The organism is Telluria sp. ZT3P26, assembly GCF_059686035.1.
Map to the genome: position 1 here is coordinate 73,056 of NZ_JCASII010000002.1, position 15,951 is coordinate 89,006.

The 15,951-nt window shown below is 67.4% G+C and carries 9 protein-coding genes and 1 riboswitch; of the genes, 4 read left to right on the forward strand and 5 right to left on the reverse strand.

Features of this window, described 5'->3' with window-relative positions; all coding sequences use genetic code 11:
* Positions 1-5: 5 nt before the first annotated feature.
* Genes AC56LN_RS08190 through AC56LN_RS08200 form a run of 3 tightly spaced genes read left to right on the forward strand, consistent with a single transcriptional unit; the run spans position 6 to position 5,150 of the window.
* Positions 6-1,322: a gluconate:H+ symporter gene (locus AC56LN_RS08190; RefSeq protein WP_499570850.1), complete on the forward strand. Its 1,317-nt coding sequence runs from the start codon at positions 6-8 to the stop codon at positions 1,320-1,322.
* 20 nt (positions 1,323-1,342) lie between these two features.
* A complete protein-coding gene (locus AC56LN_RS08195; RefSeq protein ID WP_499570852.1) occupies positions 1,343-4,372 on the forward strand; it encodes a glycosyl hydrolase family 28-related protein in 3,030 nt (1,009 codons plus the stop codon).
* A gap of 10 nt (positions 4,373-4,382) precedes the next feature.
* Positions 4,383-5,150: a ThuA domain-containing protein gene (locus AC56LN_RS08200; RefSeq protein WP_499570854.1), complete on the forward strand. Its 768-nt coding sequence runs from the start codon at positions 4,383-4,385 to the stop codon at positions 5,148-5,150.
* Between the two features lie 178 nt (positions 5,151-5,328).
* Here AC56LN_RS08200 and AC56LN_RS08205 read toward each other — a convergent pair whose 3' ends face one another.
* From AC56LN_RS08205 to AC56LN_RS08225, 5 genes are read right to left on the reverse strand one after another with little or no spacing between them, the layout of a single operon-like run.
* A complete protein-coding gene (locus tag AC56LN_RS08205) occupies positions 5,329-6,765 on the reverse strand; it encodes a PepSY domain-containing protein (RefSeq protein ID WP_499570856.1) in 1,437 nt (478 codons plus the stop codon).
* A gap of 11 nt (positions 6,766-6,776) precedes the next feature.
* On the reverse strand, positions 6,777-8,870 hold the full coding sequence (locus AC56LN_RS08210; RefSeq protein WP_499570858.1) for a TonB-dependent receptor: 2,094 nt from the start codon (positions 8,868-8,870) through the stop codon (positions 6,777-6,779).
* Between the two features lie 8 nt (positions 8,871-8,878).
* Positions 8,879-9,205, reverse strand: a complete 327-nt coding sequence (locus tag AC56LN_RS08215; RefSeq protein ID WP_499570860.1) for a DUF2149 domain-containing protein — start codon at positions 9,203-9,205, stop codon at positions 8,879-8,881.
* Positions 9,202-9,645, reverse strand: a complete 444-nt coding sequence (locus AC56LN_RS08220) for a MotA/TolQ/ExbB proton channel family protein (RefSeq protein WP_499455973.1) — start codon at positions 9,643-9,645, stop codon at positions 9,202-9,204. Before AC56LN_RS08220 ends, AC56LN_RS08215 begins: the two co-directional genes overlap by 4 nt.
* Positions 9,642-14,012, reverse strand: a complete 4,371-nt coding sequence (locus AC56LN_RS08225; RefSeq protein ID WP_499570863.1) for a cobaltochelatase subunit CobN — start codon at positions 14,010-14,012, stop codon at positions 9,642-9,644. The genes AC56LN_RS08220 and AC56LN_RS08225 overlap by 4 nt, the downstream gene beginning before the upstream one ends.
* Positions 14,013-14,188: 176 nt before the next feature.
* Positions 14,189-14,407, reverse strand: a riboswitch (cobalamin riboswitch).
* 272 nt (positions 14,408-14,679) lie between these two features.
* Here AC56LN_RS08225 and kynU point away from each other — a divergent pair.
* Positions 14,680-15,942 carry a kynureninase gene (gene kynU / locus AC56LN_RS08230; protein WP_499570865.1) on the forward strand — a complete coding sequence of 421 codons (1,263 nt, stop codon included), beginning with the start codon at positions 14,680-14,682 and terminating at the stop codon, positions 15,940-15,942.
* Positions 15,943-15,951 lie beyond the last annotated feature (9 nt).

Here is a 15,951-nt window from a genome sequence, read left to right on the forward strand (position 1 = left end):
CCTGCATGCTCGATATCGTCTCGGTACTGCTGGCGGTGGGCCTGCTCACGCTCTTGATCGCATGGGGCAAGGTCCAGCCGCTGCTGGCCTTCGTGGCGGCGTCGCTGCTGGCGGCGCTGCTGCTGGGAGTACCGCTGGCGCGCATCCCCGGCGCCATCGAAAAAGGCATCGGCGACCTGCTCGGCTCCCTGGTGGTGATCATCTGCCTGGGCGCCGTGTTCGGCAAACTGATCGCCGACAGCGGCGCAGCGCGCCGCATCGCCACCTGCCTGGTCGATGCGCTGGGGCCGCGCCGCCTGCCGATCGCGTTGACGATCACCGGCTTCGTGGTCGGCATCCCGCTGTACTACAACGTCGGCTTCGTGCTGCTGGTGCCGCTGATCTTCTCGCTCGTCTGCAGCTCGGGGCGCCCGGCCGTGGCGCTGGCGATCCCGCTGCTGGCGGGTCTGTCAATTGCGCACGGCTTCCTGCCGCCACATCCGTCGCCGGTGGCGCTGGTGGCCGCGATCCACGCCGACATGGGCACCACGCTGCTGTACGGGATCCTGGTGGCGGTGCCGACGTTGATCATCGCCGGGCCCGTGTTTGCCCTGACGCTCACGCGCATCGAGGCCAAGCCGGCCGCCATCTTCCAGGAAAGCCAGCAGGCACCGGTTGCGCAGCTGCCCGGCGCGTTCAACAGCTTCGCCACCGCGCTGCTGCCAGTGCTGCTGCTGGGTGCGACGACGCTGCTGACGATGGCGCGGCCTGACCTCAATGGTGTGCTGGCGTTCTTTGCCAATCCGCTGGTCGTGATGCTCGTGTCGTATGCGGTGGCGATCGTCTCGCTCGGGCTGGCACAGGGCCGCTCGTTCGTCACCGTGATGCAGGGCCCGGCCGAGGCGATGCGCGAGATCGCACCGATCCTCCTGATCATCGCCGGCGCCGGCGCGCTCAAGCAGGTGCTGGTCGAATCGGGCGTGAGCGCCGATCTCGGCGCGCTGCTCTCGGACTTGCCAGTGTCTCCGCTGGTGCTGGGCTGGCTGGTGGCGACCGTGATCCGCATCTGCCTGGGCTCGGCCACCGTGGCGGGCGTGACGGCCGGCGGCATCGTCGCCCCGCTCGTCCAGAGTTCGGGCGTCGACCCGAACCTGATGGTGCTGGCCATCGGCGCCGGCAGCCTGATGTGCAGCCACGTCAACGACTCCGGCTTCTGGATGTTCAAGGAATATTTTGGCCTGTCGCTGCAGGACACGTTCCGCTCCTGGACGCTGATGGAAACGCTGGTCGGCGTCTTCGGCCTGCTGTTCGTCCTGCTGCTGTCCCAACTTTTATCGCTGTGATCCGTTTCAAGGAAACCACCATGATGACCAGGCTGTTTGCACTGTCGCGCGCCCTCGCGTTCTTGCTGTTTCTCTCCGCCACCGCATCCGCCGCGTCGCTGTCGGCCTACCCCGCCATGCCGGTCGACCCGCGCGCGATCGTCGTGCGCGCCACCGGTGACGGCGTCACCGACGACAGCGCCGCGCTGCAGGCAGCGATCAACAGCGCGGCCAACGGCGGCCAGGGCGGCGTGGTGTTCCTGCCGTCCGGGCGCTATCGCGTCACGCGCTCGATCCTGATTCCACTGGCGGTGCGCGTGTATGGCGTGGGGCCGACGCGCCCCGTGTTCGTGCTGGCAGCGAACACGCCCGGCTTCCAGAAGGGCGTCGCGAACATGGTGATTTTCACCGGCGGCGACCAGTACAGCGTGGGCAAGGTGCCGATGCCGGTGCCGAGCGCCGTGCCGTTCAGCGCGGAAGACGGCAAGGCGGTGCGCAACGCCAATTCATCGACCTTCTATTCGGCGCTGTCGAACGTCGACTTCGAGATCAAGGACGGTAACCCGGCTGCCGCCGCCGTGCGCATGCACACGGCGCAGCACTCGAACCTGAGCCACATCGATTTTCATATCGGCTCGGGCCTGGCGGGCGTTTATCAGGTCGGTAACGTGGCGTACAACCTGCACTTTCACGGTGGCCGCTATGGCATCCTGAGCGAGAAGACCTCGCCCGCCTGGCAATTCACGCTGCTCGATTCGACCTTCGACGGCCAGCGCGATGCGGCGATCCGCGAGCATGAGGCCAGCCTCACGCTGGTCAATGTCGACATTCGCAACACGCCGGTGGGTGTGGAGATCAACCGCGGTTATGGCGACTGGTTGTGGGGCAAGGACGTGCGCTTCGAGAACGTCAGCCGCGCCGCGCTCATCGTCAGCAACGAGAACAATGTGTACACGCAGGTCGGCATGGAAAACGCCAGCGCGCGCAACGTGCCGACGTTCGTGCGCTTTCGCGACAGCGGCAAGACGCTGGCCGGCAAGGGCCGCGACTACCTCGTGAAAGAATTCAACTACGGCCTTTTCATCAGGCAGATGGGCGAGCCTGGGCAGTTCTCGACCAACTACAAGACGGCGGCGCTGCCGGCCACTGCGGCGCCAGCGCGCGCACTGCGCGCCTTGCCCGCATCGAACGACTGGGCCAATGTGCTGGACTTCGGCGCGAAGGGCGACGGCAGCACCGACGATACGGCGGCGCTCCAGAAAGCCATCGACAGCAAGCGCACCGTCTACCTGCCGCTGGGCTTCTACGTCGTCAACGACACGATCCGCATGAAGCCGGACACGGTGCTCATCGCGCTGCATCCGGGCCTGACGCAACTGGTGATTCCGAATGGCTCGCCGCAGTACCAGGGCATCGGCAGCCCGAAGGCACTGCTCGAAAGCGCGCGCGGTGGCGACGGCATCGTCTCGGGCCTGGGCCTGGCCACCGGTGAAGTCAACAACCGCGCCGTGGCGCTGCTGTGGCGCGCGGGCGAACAATCGCTGGTGGACGACGTGCGCATCCAGGGCGGCCACGGTACGCGCCTGTACGACGGCAGCCGCGCCGACCCGTACAAGAAGGACGCCCGCTTCGACACCACCGCGCACTGGGACCGCCAGTATCCGAGCGTCTGGGTCACCGATGGCGGCGGCGGCACGTTCTCGGGCATCTGGTCGCCCAGCGGCTATGCGCAGGCGGGCTTCTACGTCACCAATACGACGACGCCCGGCAAGGTCTACGAGCTCTCGGCCGAGCACCACATCCGCGCCGAGATCGTGCTGGATAACGTGCAGAACTGGGAATTCCTGGCGCCGCAGACCGAGGAAGAAGTGCGCGACGGCGCTGACGCGGTGTCGGTCGAGATCCGCAACTCGAAGAACATCCTGTTCGCGAACTACCACGGCTACCGCGTAACGCGTTCGTACAAGCCGATGCCGGCCGCGATCCTGATCAGCAATTCCAGCGACATCCGTTTTCGCAACGTGCACGTGAACGGCGAGAGCGGCTTTGCGACCTGCGACGACGGCGGCTGCGCCACCTATCTGCGCGCCAGCAAGTTCGCCTACGAGAACGCGATCCGCGACGTGACCAACAAGCTCGATGTGCGCGAACGCGAATTCGCCGTGTTCGACTACAGCGGCGCGCAGCGCAAGGCGCCTGCGCCGCTGGGCAAGGTCGACAAGCTCGAAGGCGGCTTCTATTCGATTGCCGGCGGCGCCGTCGATGCACAGGGCAAGCTGTACTTCGTCGACCGCCACTGGAAGCGCATCTTCAGCTGGACGAAAGATGAGGGCCTGGTCGTGGTACGCGACGCGCCGCTCGATCCGGTCAACCTGGCGATCGACAACAGCGGCAACCTGATGGTGCTGTCGTCCTACGGCCCGCAGGCGAGCGTGTATGCGTTCGATCCGCGCAAGCCCGGCCTGGACATGACGATGATCCAGCCCACGCCCGTGGCGGCGCGCAACGGTGGCCGCATCGCGGTGCCCGTCAACTTCTGGCAGAACGGCGAATTCAAGGACCAGCTCAATCCCGATACCTACGAGTTCACGACGCTGGCAGAGATGTTCGCGCGCGACGTGGCGCTGCCGAAAGCGAACCAATACGTCTCGCCCGACGGCAGCCTGGCGCTGCCGGCCTACCGCGTGCTGCGCCAAGGCGCGGCAGACCACCTGGGCTGGCGCTGGGCCGATTCGCTGCAGACGCACGGTTTTGTCACGGCCCCGGTGGGCGGACGCGTCGTGTTCACCAATGGCTCAGAAAACCGCACCTTCAGCGGCGTGGTGGATGCCGGCGGCGGGATCACTGACCTCAAGCTCGTGGCCAATCGCGGCGGTGAAGGCGCGGCAGTCGCGCCGAATGGCGACGTGTATGTGGCCAACGGCCAGGTCTTCATCTATGGCAAGGACGGCAAGCAAAATGGGCGCATCGACGTGCCGGAACGCCCGCTGCAACTGCTGTTCGGCGGCGCAAACAAACGCACGCTGTTCATCCTGACCCACCACGCGCTGTACGCAACGCAGATCAATTGAGGACACCACTATGAAACGCATGACCAGGGCGCTGGGCGCAGCGCTGCTGCTGGCAGCGGCAGCGGACGGCATGGCCGAAGACCAGTTCAAGTTGCTGGTGCTGGCCATGCCCGGCAAATACCACTACGAGTACATCCCGATTGCACGGGACAGCCTGGAGCGCATGGCCAGGCTGCACGCGTTCGAACTCACTTACACCAACAAGCCGCAGGTGTTCGAGGGCGACCTGACGCAGTATGCGGCCGTGATGTTCCTGAACACGCCGGGCGAAGAGCTGAACACGGCGCAGCGAGCCAAGTTCGAGGCGTACATGCGCGGCGGGGGCAACGCGATCGTCGTGCACCGCGCGGCAATCACGCCGCCGAACGACTGGGTCTGGTACGAAAAAATGGTGGGCCGCTCGGTCGGGCCGCACCCGAAACTGCAGACGGGCGTGGTCACGGTCGTCGACCAGAACTTCCCCGCCACCTTCGGCCTGCCCGCGCGCTGGATCTGGAGCGACGAGTTCTACGTCACGACCAATCCGTATCAGGTAAAAATCGACACGGTGCTGAGCGTGGACGAGTCGAGCTACGACACGACGAAGATCTGGCCGGGACAAACGGTCAAGGGCATGGGCAAGGACCACCCGATCGCCTGGCACCACCGGCACGAACAGGGGCGCGTGTTCGTCACCACGCTGGGCCACAATGGCGAGATGTACCGCGATCCGCAGTACCTGAATCATCTGCTGGGCGGGATTTACTGGAGTGCGACCGGGTTGGGGCAGAAGCGCTGATCACGCGGGCAAACTGAGCTCGCTTTTGTGGTGCAGTAACGAACGTTGGACGCGTGGACGGGAAACCCGTCCACCCTACATTGAAGCGTAGGGTGGACGGCTATGCCGTCCACGCGTTCAAACCAACCTCGCTTGGCGGCGCAACAACGAACGTCGGGCACGTGCACGATCACGCCACTCACGTCCGCTTACGCAGACGCCGCCCCCCCAACACCAGCCCGGTCGACGTCAACGCAGCCCCCAGCGTGCACAGGGCAATCACGGCCACGTCCCATACCGGCCGGCGTCGCAGGAACGCGAAATCCATCTGGTGCATGCCGTTGAACAGCCAGCGGTTCCAGCGCGTATTCCGGTCGACGAAACCGGCCACCCGGCCATGCACCGCGTCGATATAGAAGACCGGCGCATCCGGCAGGGCAAAACGCGTGCGCAACACCGGGAAGGACGCCTGCCGATGGTGGCCGTAATAATAATCGTCGGCATCGCTCAGCATCGTCGTCGTCATCGCCACACCGGGCCGGATGGCCTGCGTGCTGCGCAGCAGCAGCGCTTGCGGCAGCACGCTGGACACGGCGCCATCCTGCGCGCGCAGCAGCGTGCGCAGGGTGCGGCCCAGGGCGCTCAGGTACAGCGTGCCGCCCACGCGGCGCCATTCCAGTTCGAGCGTGCCGGGATGCGCCCGCAGCAATGCGGCCGCATCGATTGCCAGGTCATCGCGGCCCAGCGCCCCGCCCGCGAACGCAAGGCGATCCTGCGCGGTCGCGCCGGGGTCGGACGGAAAGCCGAACGGGCCCACCGACAGCCAGCCGCTGAACAGCCAGGTGATGACGAGCATACCGCCGCTCAGGCCCAGCCAGTGGTGCCAGCCCTGCCAGCCTTTGTATGGCGACATGCGCCCGCCCGCGTAGCGGCGCTGCACGCGCAGCCGCTGGACGCCCAGCACCATGCCGGTCACGGCCAGCAGCAGCGCCACGCCGGACGTCGACATCACGGCCAGGCGCCATGCTTCGTTATGCCTGCGCAGCGGCGTCACATACATCCAGTGCACGACGGCGCCAACCCAGTTCCAGGCGCGCTCGCTGCGCGTCGTGTCGCGCACCAGCTCCCCGGTGCGGCTCGAGACGTACACCACACTGCCGGCATCATCGTCGGCCGTGACGCGCAGCAGCGGCTGGTGCACGCGCACCGCGCCGAACGTCCACTGGTCCACGTCGATCGCTTCGAACGACAGCGAACGCGCGTCCGGCGCCGCGCTGCGCGCACTGCTCGACGCCACCTGCTCGTCGACCACGAGCGCTGCACCGCTGTCGGCCCACACCGAGCTCCAGGTGCCGTCATGGCCAAAATGCCAGGCCGGCCGGCCCGCCACGGTATTGAGGCGCACCGCATCGGGCATGCCCTTCAATGCCGTCTCGCGCCACGCCGCATCCGCACTCACCTGGACGCGCGCCGGATCGAGCGGCGCAAGCCACGTGCGGCGCTCCGCCTCGGTCAGCTCGGGATACGGCACATACATCATCACGATGCCCGAGCCAAACCACAGCAGCACCAGCAGACCGATACCGATCCCAAGCCAGCGATGCCACAGGTGCAGCTGGCGCTTCATGGAAGCCATCGCAATCCCGATCAGTAGCGCCAGTGGACCGTCAGCTCCGCATGCCGCTCGTCACCCAGCAGCGACTGGCCCGGACCGTAGCCGGTGATCGCATACAGGCGGTCGGTCAGGTTGCGCAGATTGAGCTGCACCTGCACGTTGCGGTTCACGGTCCAGCCGACCGATGCGTCGAGCGTCGTGTACGCCGGCAGCGTTTGCGTATTGGCGTTGCTGATGAAGCGCTCGCCCACGTACCGCAGGCCGGCGCTCGTGCGCCAGCCTGCGGTACGGTATGTCAGCCACAGGTTGGATGACAGCCTCGGTACGTCGGCTGGCCGGTTGCCGGCGCGCGAGATGCTGCTTCCCGCTGCGCCCGACTCAAGCAGCGCATCGAATTCGGCCTTCGTGTACGCCAGATTACCCTCGACCCGCCAGGCCTGCGCCAGGCGCACGCTGGCACTGACTTCCGCACCCTGCGACGTTTGCGAACCGCCCTGCCTGGAGATGGCGGCGTTGTCCGGGTCGCGCGTGATGATGTCGTCCTTCTCGATGCGGTACAGCGCTGCGGTCCATTCGGCCGCGCCACCATCCAGCACCCCCTTGATGCCCGCCTCGACCTGACGCGCGTCGGTAAGCTTGAAGCGGCTGTTGGCCAGGTTCATCGACAGGAGGCTCGTCACCGGGTCGCTGCCGGTGCTGAACTGGCCGTACAGCGACGTGGACAGATCCAGCTTCCAGCTCGCGCCCAGACGCACGGCGGTCGAGCGCAGCGTCGCATTGTGGTTGTCGCTTGCAGCCCGCAAGTCCTGATAGTCGATCCGGTAGCGGTCATGGCGTGCGCCGGCCGTGAGCAGCAGGCGCTCGTTCACGCGGTAGGCGTCTTCCAGGTAGAACGCGTGCGTCAGCGTGTCGGTCGCGAAGTTCGGCACGAAGGCATCGGTGGTGTCGCTGAAGCTGCCCGGATCGAAGCCGGTCGGCGCCACGGTCGACGCGCCGCCATACGGCGCATTGTTCGTATGCCGGAAGTTGATCGTCGAGACTTCCCAGCCGGCGACAATCTGATTGGCGCCGTGCTGGTAACGCGCCTCCAGGCGGTTTGCGGTCTGCTCCTGGTTGTGGCGAATGCCGATGTAGTCGCTGCGATCGACCACGTTGCGCACCGGGTTGTAGGCATACGATTCGATATTGCGCCAGTCGCGGCGCGCCTTGAAGTACGCCAGCTCGTTGCTGATGGCAAGGTTCGGGGCCATCTGCCAGTCCAGGCGCGCGACGGCCTTGTCGTCGACGTAGCGCAGCACGGCGTCGCCGGCGTTGTAGTTCTCGTCGCGCAGCTGTTCGGCCAGGCCACCGTTCACCAGCGGCGTGCCGAAGTAGCGCACCGGTTCCTGCTCGGCGTGGTCGAGTTGCGCCGACAGCGTCACGCCGGGCGCCAGCGTCGTGGTCATGCTGCTCAAGATCTTGCCATGGCGCGCTTCGCCGCGCTCGATGAACCCGTCGCTACGGCCGGCATAGGCGTCGATGCGGAATGCACCCTGCTCGCCCAGCGCGCCAGTGGCGCCCACGCCCGCGCGCAGCGCCTGGCCACCGCCAACGCCGCCCATGACTTCAAGCGATGCTTCACGGCGCGGGGCCTTGCGCACAGCATTGATGATGGCGCCGGTCGTGCCACTGCCATGCACCACCGACCCAGGGCCGCGCAGCACCTCGATGGTCTCGTAACCCCATGGATCGGACGGATAGGTGGCCGTGCCGGAACCGACCAGCAGGCGCTGGCCGTTTTCCAGCAGCGCGACCGAGCTGTTGCCGTTGAAGCCGCGCGCTGAATAGCTGATGCCATTCCCGGGCGAGCTGCTGTCGGTCAGGCCGGTGGTGCGGGTCACGGCGTCCTTGACCGACAGGTCACCACGCGCCGCGATCGTCGCGGCGCTGAGGGTCTCGGCGCTGGCCGGCAGGTCGAGCGTGCTGATATCCAGGCGGCTGCCGGTGCTGTTGGATCGGTCGAGCGCCAGGCCGTCGTCGCCCGCGCCCGCGTGGATGGTGACGGTGGGGACGGCCTGGGCGAAGGCGCCGGTGGCGCACAGCAGGCCGATGGTGGCCGGCAGCGCGCGCAACAAGGTTGTTTTCATTATTTTCTTTATTTTTTTGCGGGGGTTTCCGTGGGCTCGATCAGCACCAGCTTGCCGGTCTTTGGATCGCGATAGACTTCGCCGACACGGTCGTAACCGCTGCCGTCCTGCGTCACGCCGCTGGCGGGGCGCTCGATCTGGCGGCCTTTCTCAACCGGTTGCGGCGGTTTGATGGCGCCTTGCGAGCCGGCGATCGCTGCGATCAGCCCGCAGGCAAAGACCAGCATCACGTCGACCAGGTTGACGAGGCTCGCGCGTGGATCTTCGTCGCTCTGGTCAAAGCGTGCGTCGAGATGGCGGTACAGGCGCAGGCGGCCACGTGTCGGGGCGCTCATGCCAGCGGCTCCATCGCGTCGAGCGTCTCTTCGTACCAGCGGCGACGCAGCTTGCCGATCACCAGGCCGGCAATGCCGGCAACGAGGCCCAGCACGGTCGCATCGAAGGCAACCGTCACGGCGCTGGCCAGCTTGGCCGGGTCGCCTTCACCCAGCGCGGCCAGGCCAGGCCCGAGCGGAATGATCGTGGCCATCAGGCCGAGCATCGGCGGGATGCGCGCCAGCAGGTCGGCACGCTCCAGGCGGTGACGGGCCAGCTTCTGCACATGCTCGACGTTGCCGGATGCGCGCAGTCGGGCCAGCCCGTGAAAGCGCTCGCCGACGGCGATGCCCGATTCGACCAGCGCAATGGCGCAGCCGGCCAGCAGCGCCACCAGCGAAGGCGTGAGCAGCCAGCTGACGGCGTCGTGCAGCCAGGCATAGGACAAGTGATCGATCATGAGGTACTCCTTACAGGTTGAGGGATGCTGCGGCCGCGCCACAGGCCGAGCGCAAACAGGGCAAAGCAGGCGGCGAGGATGACCAGGACCTGCACGATGCGCAGGCCAGGAAGCGGCGCGGGTTCGGGTGGTTGGTTGAGTTCATAGGCGCGCATGGCTGGCGGGGCCGCCGGTGCGGGCGCGGAAGGCGCCTGGCCCTGCTGCGCGTCGGCGCGTGGCGGCGCCGCCGTTGTCGGCGCGCCGGCCGGCATTGGTGCGGCAAGCGCCGGCAGCATCTCGCCACGCGCCTTCGCCAGCGTCACGCCAAGCTGCTGCGCGTCGCCGCGATCGAGTTGCGGCGCCAGCCAGCCCCACATCGGGTGATCGGGCGACGTGTGGCCGCTGCCCGGCAAGCCGTTGGCGGCCACCAGGCGTGCCAGCTCGCCGCCCATCGTGCGGATCGTTTCCGGGTCGGTGTTCCAGAAGCCTTTTTCGGCGGCCACCATGAACACGGCCAGCATGTGCGCCTTGACGTGCGCGTTGTGGCGCTGGCCCAGGAATGCCGGCAGGCCGAGCTTGTGCGCATCGTCGAAGTAGACAGCCTTGACTTCGTCCCAGGCCCAGTTCTTCACGAGGTCCGGCCGTGTGACCTGCCAGCCCCACAGGTTTTCGATGAATTCCTGGCCCATCGTGCGCGCGCCCGAGTAGCCATTGTCCATCAATGGACGCAGCCACGCGGGGTTCAAAAAGCGCCCGCGCAATTCGCCCAGCAGCGCAGTGGCCAGCGGCTCGACGTCGGCCTGGCCCGGCCGGCCGTGCTGCAGGATCAGTGCGTCCGGCACGCGGCCGGTGCGCGTCTCGACGGCGAGCGACAGACCGCCCAGGTAGTCGAAGGCGTCGTTGTTGTCGAGCAGGCCGTACAGATTGCTGGCGCGGCCGTGGTAGGTGCGGTGGATGCCGTCCAGCGCCACGTCGAACGCGCGGTGCTGCGCGTCGCCGTCGGCGTCCAGGCCATACGCGTGGCCCATGCGGTTGCGATACGCGCGGCCGATTTCTTCGCGCTCGCGCCAGGCGCCCGAGCGTTCGGTCAGGCGGTTCACGCCCGTGCCGTACGCGCCCGGCGCATCGCCGAACACGCGCAGCGCGGCGCCCTGTCCCGCTTCGATGGTCGATGCGCCACCGGCGACCAGCGCGCGCTGGCGCACCAGCCACTCGCGCGCGACCCGGTTGTCCTGCACGGCCTCAAGGCCCCAGGCGACGCCCTGGAGCGGCGCCAACGCGGCTTGCAGTGCCTCGCGCAGGGCCGGGTCCTGGCGCGCCATCGTCTCGGCGGACGCCGCCAGCGCCAGCCGGCCGGCGCGGTCGATCAGGCGGATCAGGTTCGGGTACAGGTCACGAAACAGGCCAGACGTGGTCACCAGCGCATCGCGCCGCACGGCGCCCGGCACCAGGCGCACATCGGTGACGATGCCGCGCGCATTCCAGACCGGCTCGGCGCCCATCATGGCCAGTGCGAAGCCGACCATCACGCCTTCATCGCGTACCGCGTCCGAGGCCCACAGGATGATGCCTTCGCTGCCCTGCTCCCGCGCAGCATCGCCCCTGCTGCGCGCCATCGCCTTGGCCGCCATCTGTTGCGCCAGCCCGAAACCCAGGCGCGTCGGCAGGATGTCGCCATCGACCGCGTGGAAGTTGCGGCCAGTCGGCAGCGCCTCGGGTGAGCGTAGTGGATCGTTGCCCTTGCCCGGCTCGATGTAGCGGCCGTCCAGGCCCGCGAGCAAACCCGCCATTTCGCGTCGCGGCGAGTCGCGCAGCTTTTCGGCGATGGACGGATCGTCGATGCCGCTCTTGGTCATCGAATCGAGCATCAGGTCGAGCGACTTCTGGTCCCACGGCCGGCCAAACACGTGCAGGCCGAACGGCATGAACTTCTCCTGCAGCTTGGTCAGGTAGTGGCCGACCTCGTGCGCCAGCAAATCGTCATCGGCGGCATCGAAGCCGATGCCCCGCACTTCGAGCACGTCGGACATCGACGCTTCGAGTTCGGCGCGCAGGTTCAGCGCCACGACACGCTCGCGCATCAGTTGCGCGGCCTGCGTCTTGAGCGACTCGGACGACGCAGCTTCGAAACTCTCGACGATCTGGCGCAGCGACAGCAGCTCGTCGTACAGCGGCGTCGTCGCCAGCGGTGGCGTCAGGTGGTCGACGATGATCGCCAGGCCGCGGCGCTTGGCCTGCGTGCCCTCGCCCACGCCGTCGACGATGTACGGGTAGATGCCCGGCAGGTCGCCCGCGATCAGGCTGGGATAGTCGTCGCTCGACAGGCCCACTGCTTTACCGGGCAAAAATTCAAAGGTCGAGTGGCGCCCCACGTGCACGACGGCGTCGGCCTTGAAGCGGTCGCGGATCCAGTGGTAGAAGGCCAGGTACTGGTGCGGCGGCGTGATGCTGGTATTCGCATGCAGCAGTTCTTCATCGACTTCCCAGCCGCGCGGCGGCTGCGGGCCGATGAACACATTGCCGAACGTGAGGCCCGGCACCAGCAGCTTGCCGCTGTCGACCATCACCTTGCCCGGCGCCGGGCCCCAGCCGCGCATGCCTTCGATGCCGTAGCCGATCAGGCGCCGGTACAGTGGTGCGAGCGCCTTGCATGGACTGGGTTTACTGTCGTCGAGGCAGGCGCGGTAGCCGTCTTCGAGCGCATGCAGGTCGCGCGTGGCCTGCACGCGCTGCGGATGGTCGACACCCTCGACCAGGTGCAGCAATTCCTTGATGATCGTCTCGGCCTGCTTGCGGCCCGGCGCGCGCTCGCCCTGCGCTTCGGCGACCAGCACGTCGGCATGCAGGCGGCCCAGCATGCCGTCCTTCATCTCGCCCTGCACGCGCGGTGCGAGCGTCGCGAACCAGCGCGCGTAGTCGGCCGCGCTGACGCTGTTCACCACACCGCTCATTTCGCGCAGCGCGGCGCGGTCCTCGGGCAGGTTCACGCCGTGCGCCATGATCATGTCAAGCAGCGCTTCGGGCGTGGCCGGCAGGTCGCCGACCGTGTAGCCGGCGGCTTTCAGCGCATGCAGCATGTCGAACAGCGACGCCGGCACATTCAGGTTGTCGGCGCCGATGTTCTGGCGGCCCGGCGGGTGGTTGTAATAGACCATCGCGACGCGCTTGTCGGCGTTGCGCCTGGCGCGCAGCGCCAGCCAGCGGCTCACGCGCGCCGTCATGCGATCGACTTCGGCCGGCAGCAGCACCGGTGGGCGGTTCTCGATACCGGTCAGACGGTCGCGCTGCGACTGGCCCAGCGCCGCCACCACCATCGGCTGGCCGATGCCCTGCAGTTCGGGCAGCGCGACGCGGTACTGGACCGAATCCGGCGGCAGGCCATCGGGCGAGAGCTGCCACTGGATCGCGGTGCGGTCCGACAGGCGGATCGCCTTGAACACGGGAATATCGAGGCGTTTGAAGGCTTCGCTGACGACTTCGCGCCCTTCGGCGGCGCCGACGACGAAGTCCTGCAGCACCACCAGCGCCGCCGGCTTCGCCGGCGCGATCAGCTCGGGCAGGCGCACCAGCGCTTCGCGCGAGGCACCGCCCCAGCGCGTGAGCAGCTGCACGCAGGCCTGGCCCTGCTCTTCGATGCGGCGGCACAGCGCGGCGGGCACCATGCCATCCATGTTCGCCAGGTCGAGCACGACGACGGTCGGGCGGTCCTTCAGACCCAGCTTGGCGGCGTTGCCCCAGGCAGCGGCGTCCTGCAGCTCGTTCTGGCCGACGCGCAGGCGCAACGTTGGCTCGGGCAGCGGGGCGCCCAGTGATGTCGATGGATGCAGCAGATGGGTGATGAGGGCCGTGGTGTTGTCCACGCCGCCGGCTTGCCAGACGCGCCGCGCCGCGAGCCAGTGGCGCGCCGCGGGATTCGCCTCTGCCGCCTGCAGCGCGGCCGCCGCTGGCGCTTCGGCTGCGAGTTCGCGCAGCAGCTCGGGCGCGAAACCGGCCAGGCTGCCGTGCGCGGCGCGCGTCATCAGGTTCAGGCTTGCTTCGCCATTGAAGGCCAGCACCGCGGTGCCTGGCTTGGCGTGGCGCGCCAGCGCATCCTTCATGCGGCGCGCCGGATCGCCGAACAGCGACACCGCCAGCACCGTGTCGGCGCCGGTTATCCACTGGCCCACTTCGCGCTCGCTGGCGGCCATCAATTGGGCCGGTGTGCGCAACTGAATCCGGTCGCGCGGGTGGCTGGCCAAGTGGCGGTGGGCGGCCTCGATCGCGCCCGGCGCGGCGCGCTCGGTGACCACGGCGAACATGGTGGTGGCGTGGCTGTGGGCGCAGGCAAGCAGGGACGCGAGCAGAAGCACCAGCGCAGTACAGGCGCGGGCAAGCGAAGCAGTGTTCATGTGAACGTCGACCTTTCAGCTGCGCGCCAGGGCGCGCATGACAACGGGCAGACGTCTTCCTTCCACGCTGGGCGCAGCAAGCCATGCGCACGCGCGCACGAACGCTGACGCGACCGCGATGGCAACAAAAAAGGAACGACGAACTACCAACAGGCACGCCCACACCCCGGGACGTACGCAATGCATCGTGATTGGCCGGTCTTCTGGCTTGCCGTCATCCTTCCCGGGTCCTGCCTTCCCGTGCACGGGGCACAGTGGCGTTCGACGAGGGTCGTCAGGCATACAGCAGCGGGGGCTGCGCCGGACTGGCGTGCGATGGATTCGCACACGTCACCGGCTTCCCGTTTCACCTTCCTGCAGACGAGCAGGACGGCACCATTCACTTGATTGGGCGCGATTCTACAGCCAGGGTGCGTCACTGTCACCGCATTCTTTGGCCTCTAGGGAAGCACTGATTAATTCATGGGGGCGGACTTGGCACGGAAAATAGCCACCCTGCGGCGTTGCAAATTCTCGCAATAGCTCGCTATTGCTGCGATTTGCGCCTTGCATTGCGGCTTTTTCCGCAGCCAATTCCATCCCCCAGAATAAATCAGTGCTTCCCTAGCCTAGAATGGCGGTATCGTCCGGCCAGGCCGGCACCCACTACTTCTTCGCGACCGTTCACATGATCACACGACAAGACTGCCTGGCCCTCGACGCGGCCGATCCGCTGGCTCCCCAGCGCAATGCCTTTGCGCTGCCGGACGGCGTGATTTACCTCGACGGCAATTCGCTCGGCGCCCGCCCCCGCGCAGCCCTGCAACGCGCGCAGGACGTGATCGCCGCCGAATGGGGCAATGACCTGATCCGCAGCTGGAACACGGCCGGCTGGTACGACCTGCCGCAGCGCCTGGGCACCCTGATCGCGCCGCTGATCGGCGCCGCAGCCGATGAAGTGGTGGTCACCGATTCGACCTCGGTGAACCTGTTCAAGGCGCTGGCCGCGTCGCTCAAGATGCAGGCCGACGCACCGGCGCACGCCGCCCGCCGCATCATCCTCACCGAGCGTGACAACTTCCCGAGCGATATCTACATGGCCGAAGGCCTGATCGGCTGGCTCGAACGCGGCTACGAGCTGCGCCTGCTCGACAGCTGGGCCGACCTGCCGGCCGCCCTCGAAGGCGACGCCGGCGCCCAGGTGGCGGTGGTGATGCTCACGCACGTGAACTACCGCACCGGGCGCATGCTCGACATGACGACGATCACGGCGCAGATCCACGCCGCCGGCGCGCTGGCGATCTGGGACCTGGCCCATTCGGCCGGTGCAGTGGAGGTCGACCTGAATGGCGCAAACGCCGACTTCGCGGTGGGCTGCACCTACAAATTCCTCAACGGCGGCCCGGGCGCGCCCGCCTTCATCTGGGTGCCGCAGCGCCATCACGCGCAGTTCACGCAGCCGCTCACCGGCTGGTGGGCGCACCGCCAGCCGTTCGCGATGCAGCCGGCGTTCGCGCCGGTGGCCGGCATCAAGCGCGCGATGTGCGGCACGCAGCCGGTGGTGGCGCTGGCGCTGATCGAATGCGGGCTGGCCGTGTTCCAGGACGTGACGATGGCGGCGCTGCGCAAGAAGTCTCTCGCCCTGTCGGACCTGTTCCTGGCGCTGCTTGAGCAGGAATGCGCCGCGCATCCACTGGAACTGATCACGCCGCGCACTCATGCGGACCGTGGCAGCCAGGTGAGCGTGACGCATCCGCATGGCTACGCAGTGATGCAGGCCCTGATCGCGCGCGGTGTGATCGGCGACTACCGCGAGCCGCAGGTGATGCGCTTTGGCTTTACGCCGCTGTACACGGGATATGACGATGTGTGGCAGGCGGTGATGGTGCTCAAGGATATCCTGGACCGCAGCGACTATCAGGTCGATGCCAAGCGCACTGCGGTGACCTGAGCGATTTTC

Bases quoted from the DNA above. Each gene is read 5' to 3' on its own strand.
- AC56LN_RS08205 (WP_499570856.1), bottom strand. From the start codon at position 6,765: ATGGCTTCCATGAAGCGCCAGCTGCACCTGTGGCATCGCTGGCTTGGG.
- AC56LN_RS08225 (WP_499570863.1), bottom strand. From the start codon at position 14,012: ATGAACACTGCTTCGCTTGCCCGCGCCTGTACTGCGCTGGTGCTTCTG.
- AC56LN_RS08210 (WP_499570858.1), bottom strand. From the start codon at position 8,870: ATGAAAACAACCTTGTTGCGCGCGCTGCCGGCCACCATCGGCCTGCTG.
- AC56LN_RS08200 (WP_499570854.1), top strand. From the start codon at position 4,383: ATGAAACGCATGACCAGGGCGCTGGGCGCAGCGCTGCTGCTGGCAGCG.
- AC56LN_RS08195 (WP_499570852.1), top strand. From the start codon at position 1,343: ATGATGACCAGGCTGTTTGCACTGTCGCGCGCCCTCGCGTTCTTGCTG.
- AC56LN_RS08190 (WP_499570850.1), top strand. From the start codon at position 6: ATGCTCGATATCGTCTCGGTACTGCTGGCGGTGGGCCTGCTCACGCTC.
- AC56LN_RS08220 (WP_499455973.1), bottom strand. From the start codon at position 9,645: ATGATCGATCACTTGTCCTATGCCTGGCTGCACGACGCCGTCAGCTGG.
- kynU (WP_499570865.1), top strand. From the start codon at position 14,680: ATGATCACACGACAAGACTGCCTGGCCCTCGACGCGGCCGATCCGCTG.
- AC56LN_RS08215 (WP_499570860.1), bottom strand. From the start codon at position 9,205: ATGAGCGCCCCGACACGTGGCCGCCTGCGCCTGTACCGCCATCTCGAC.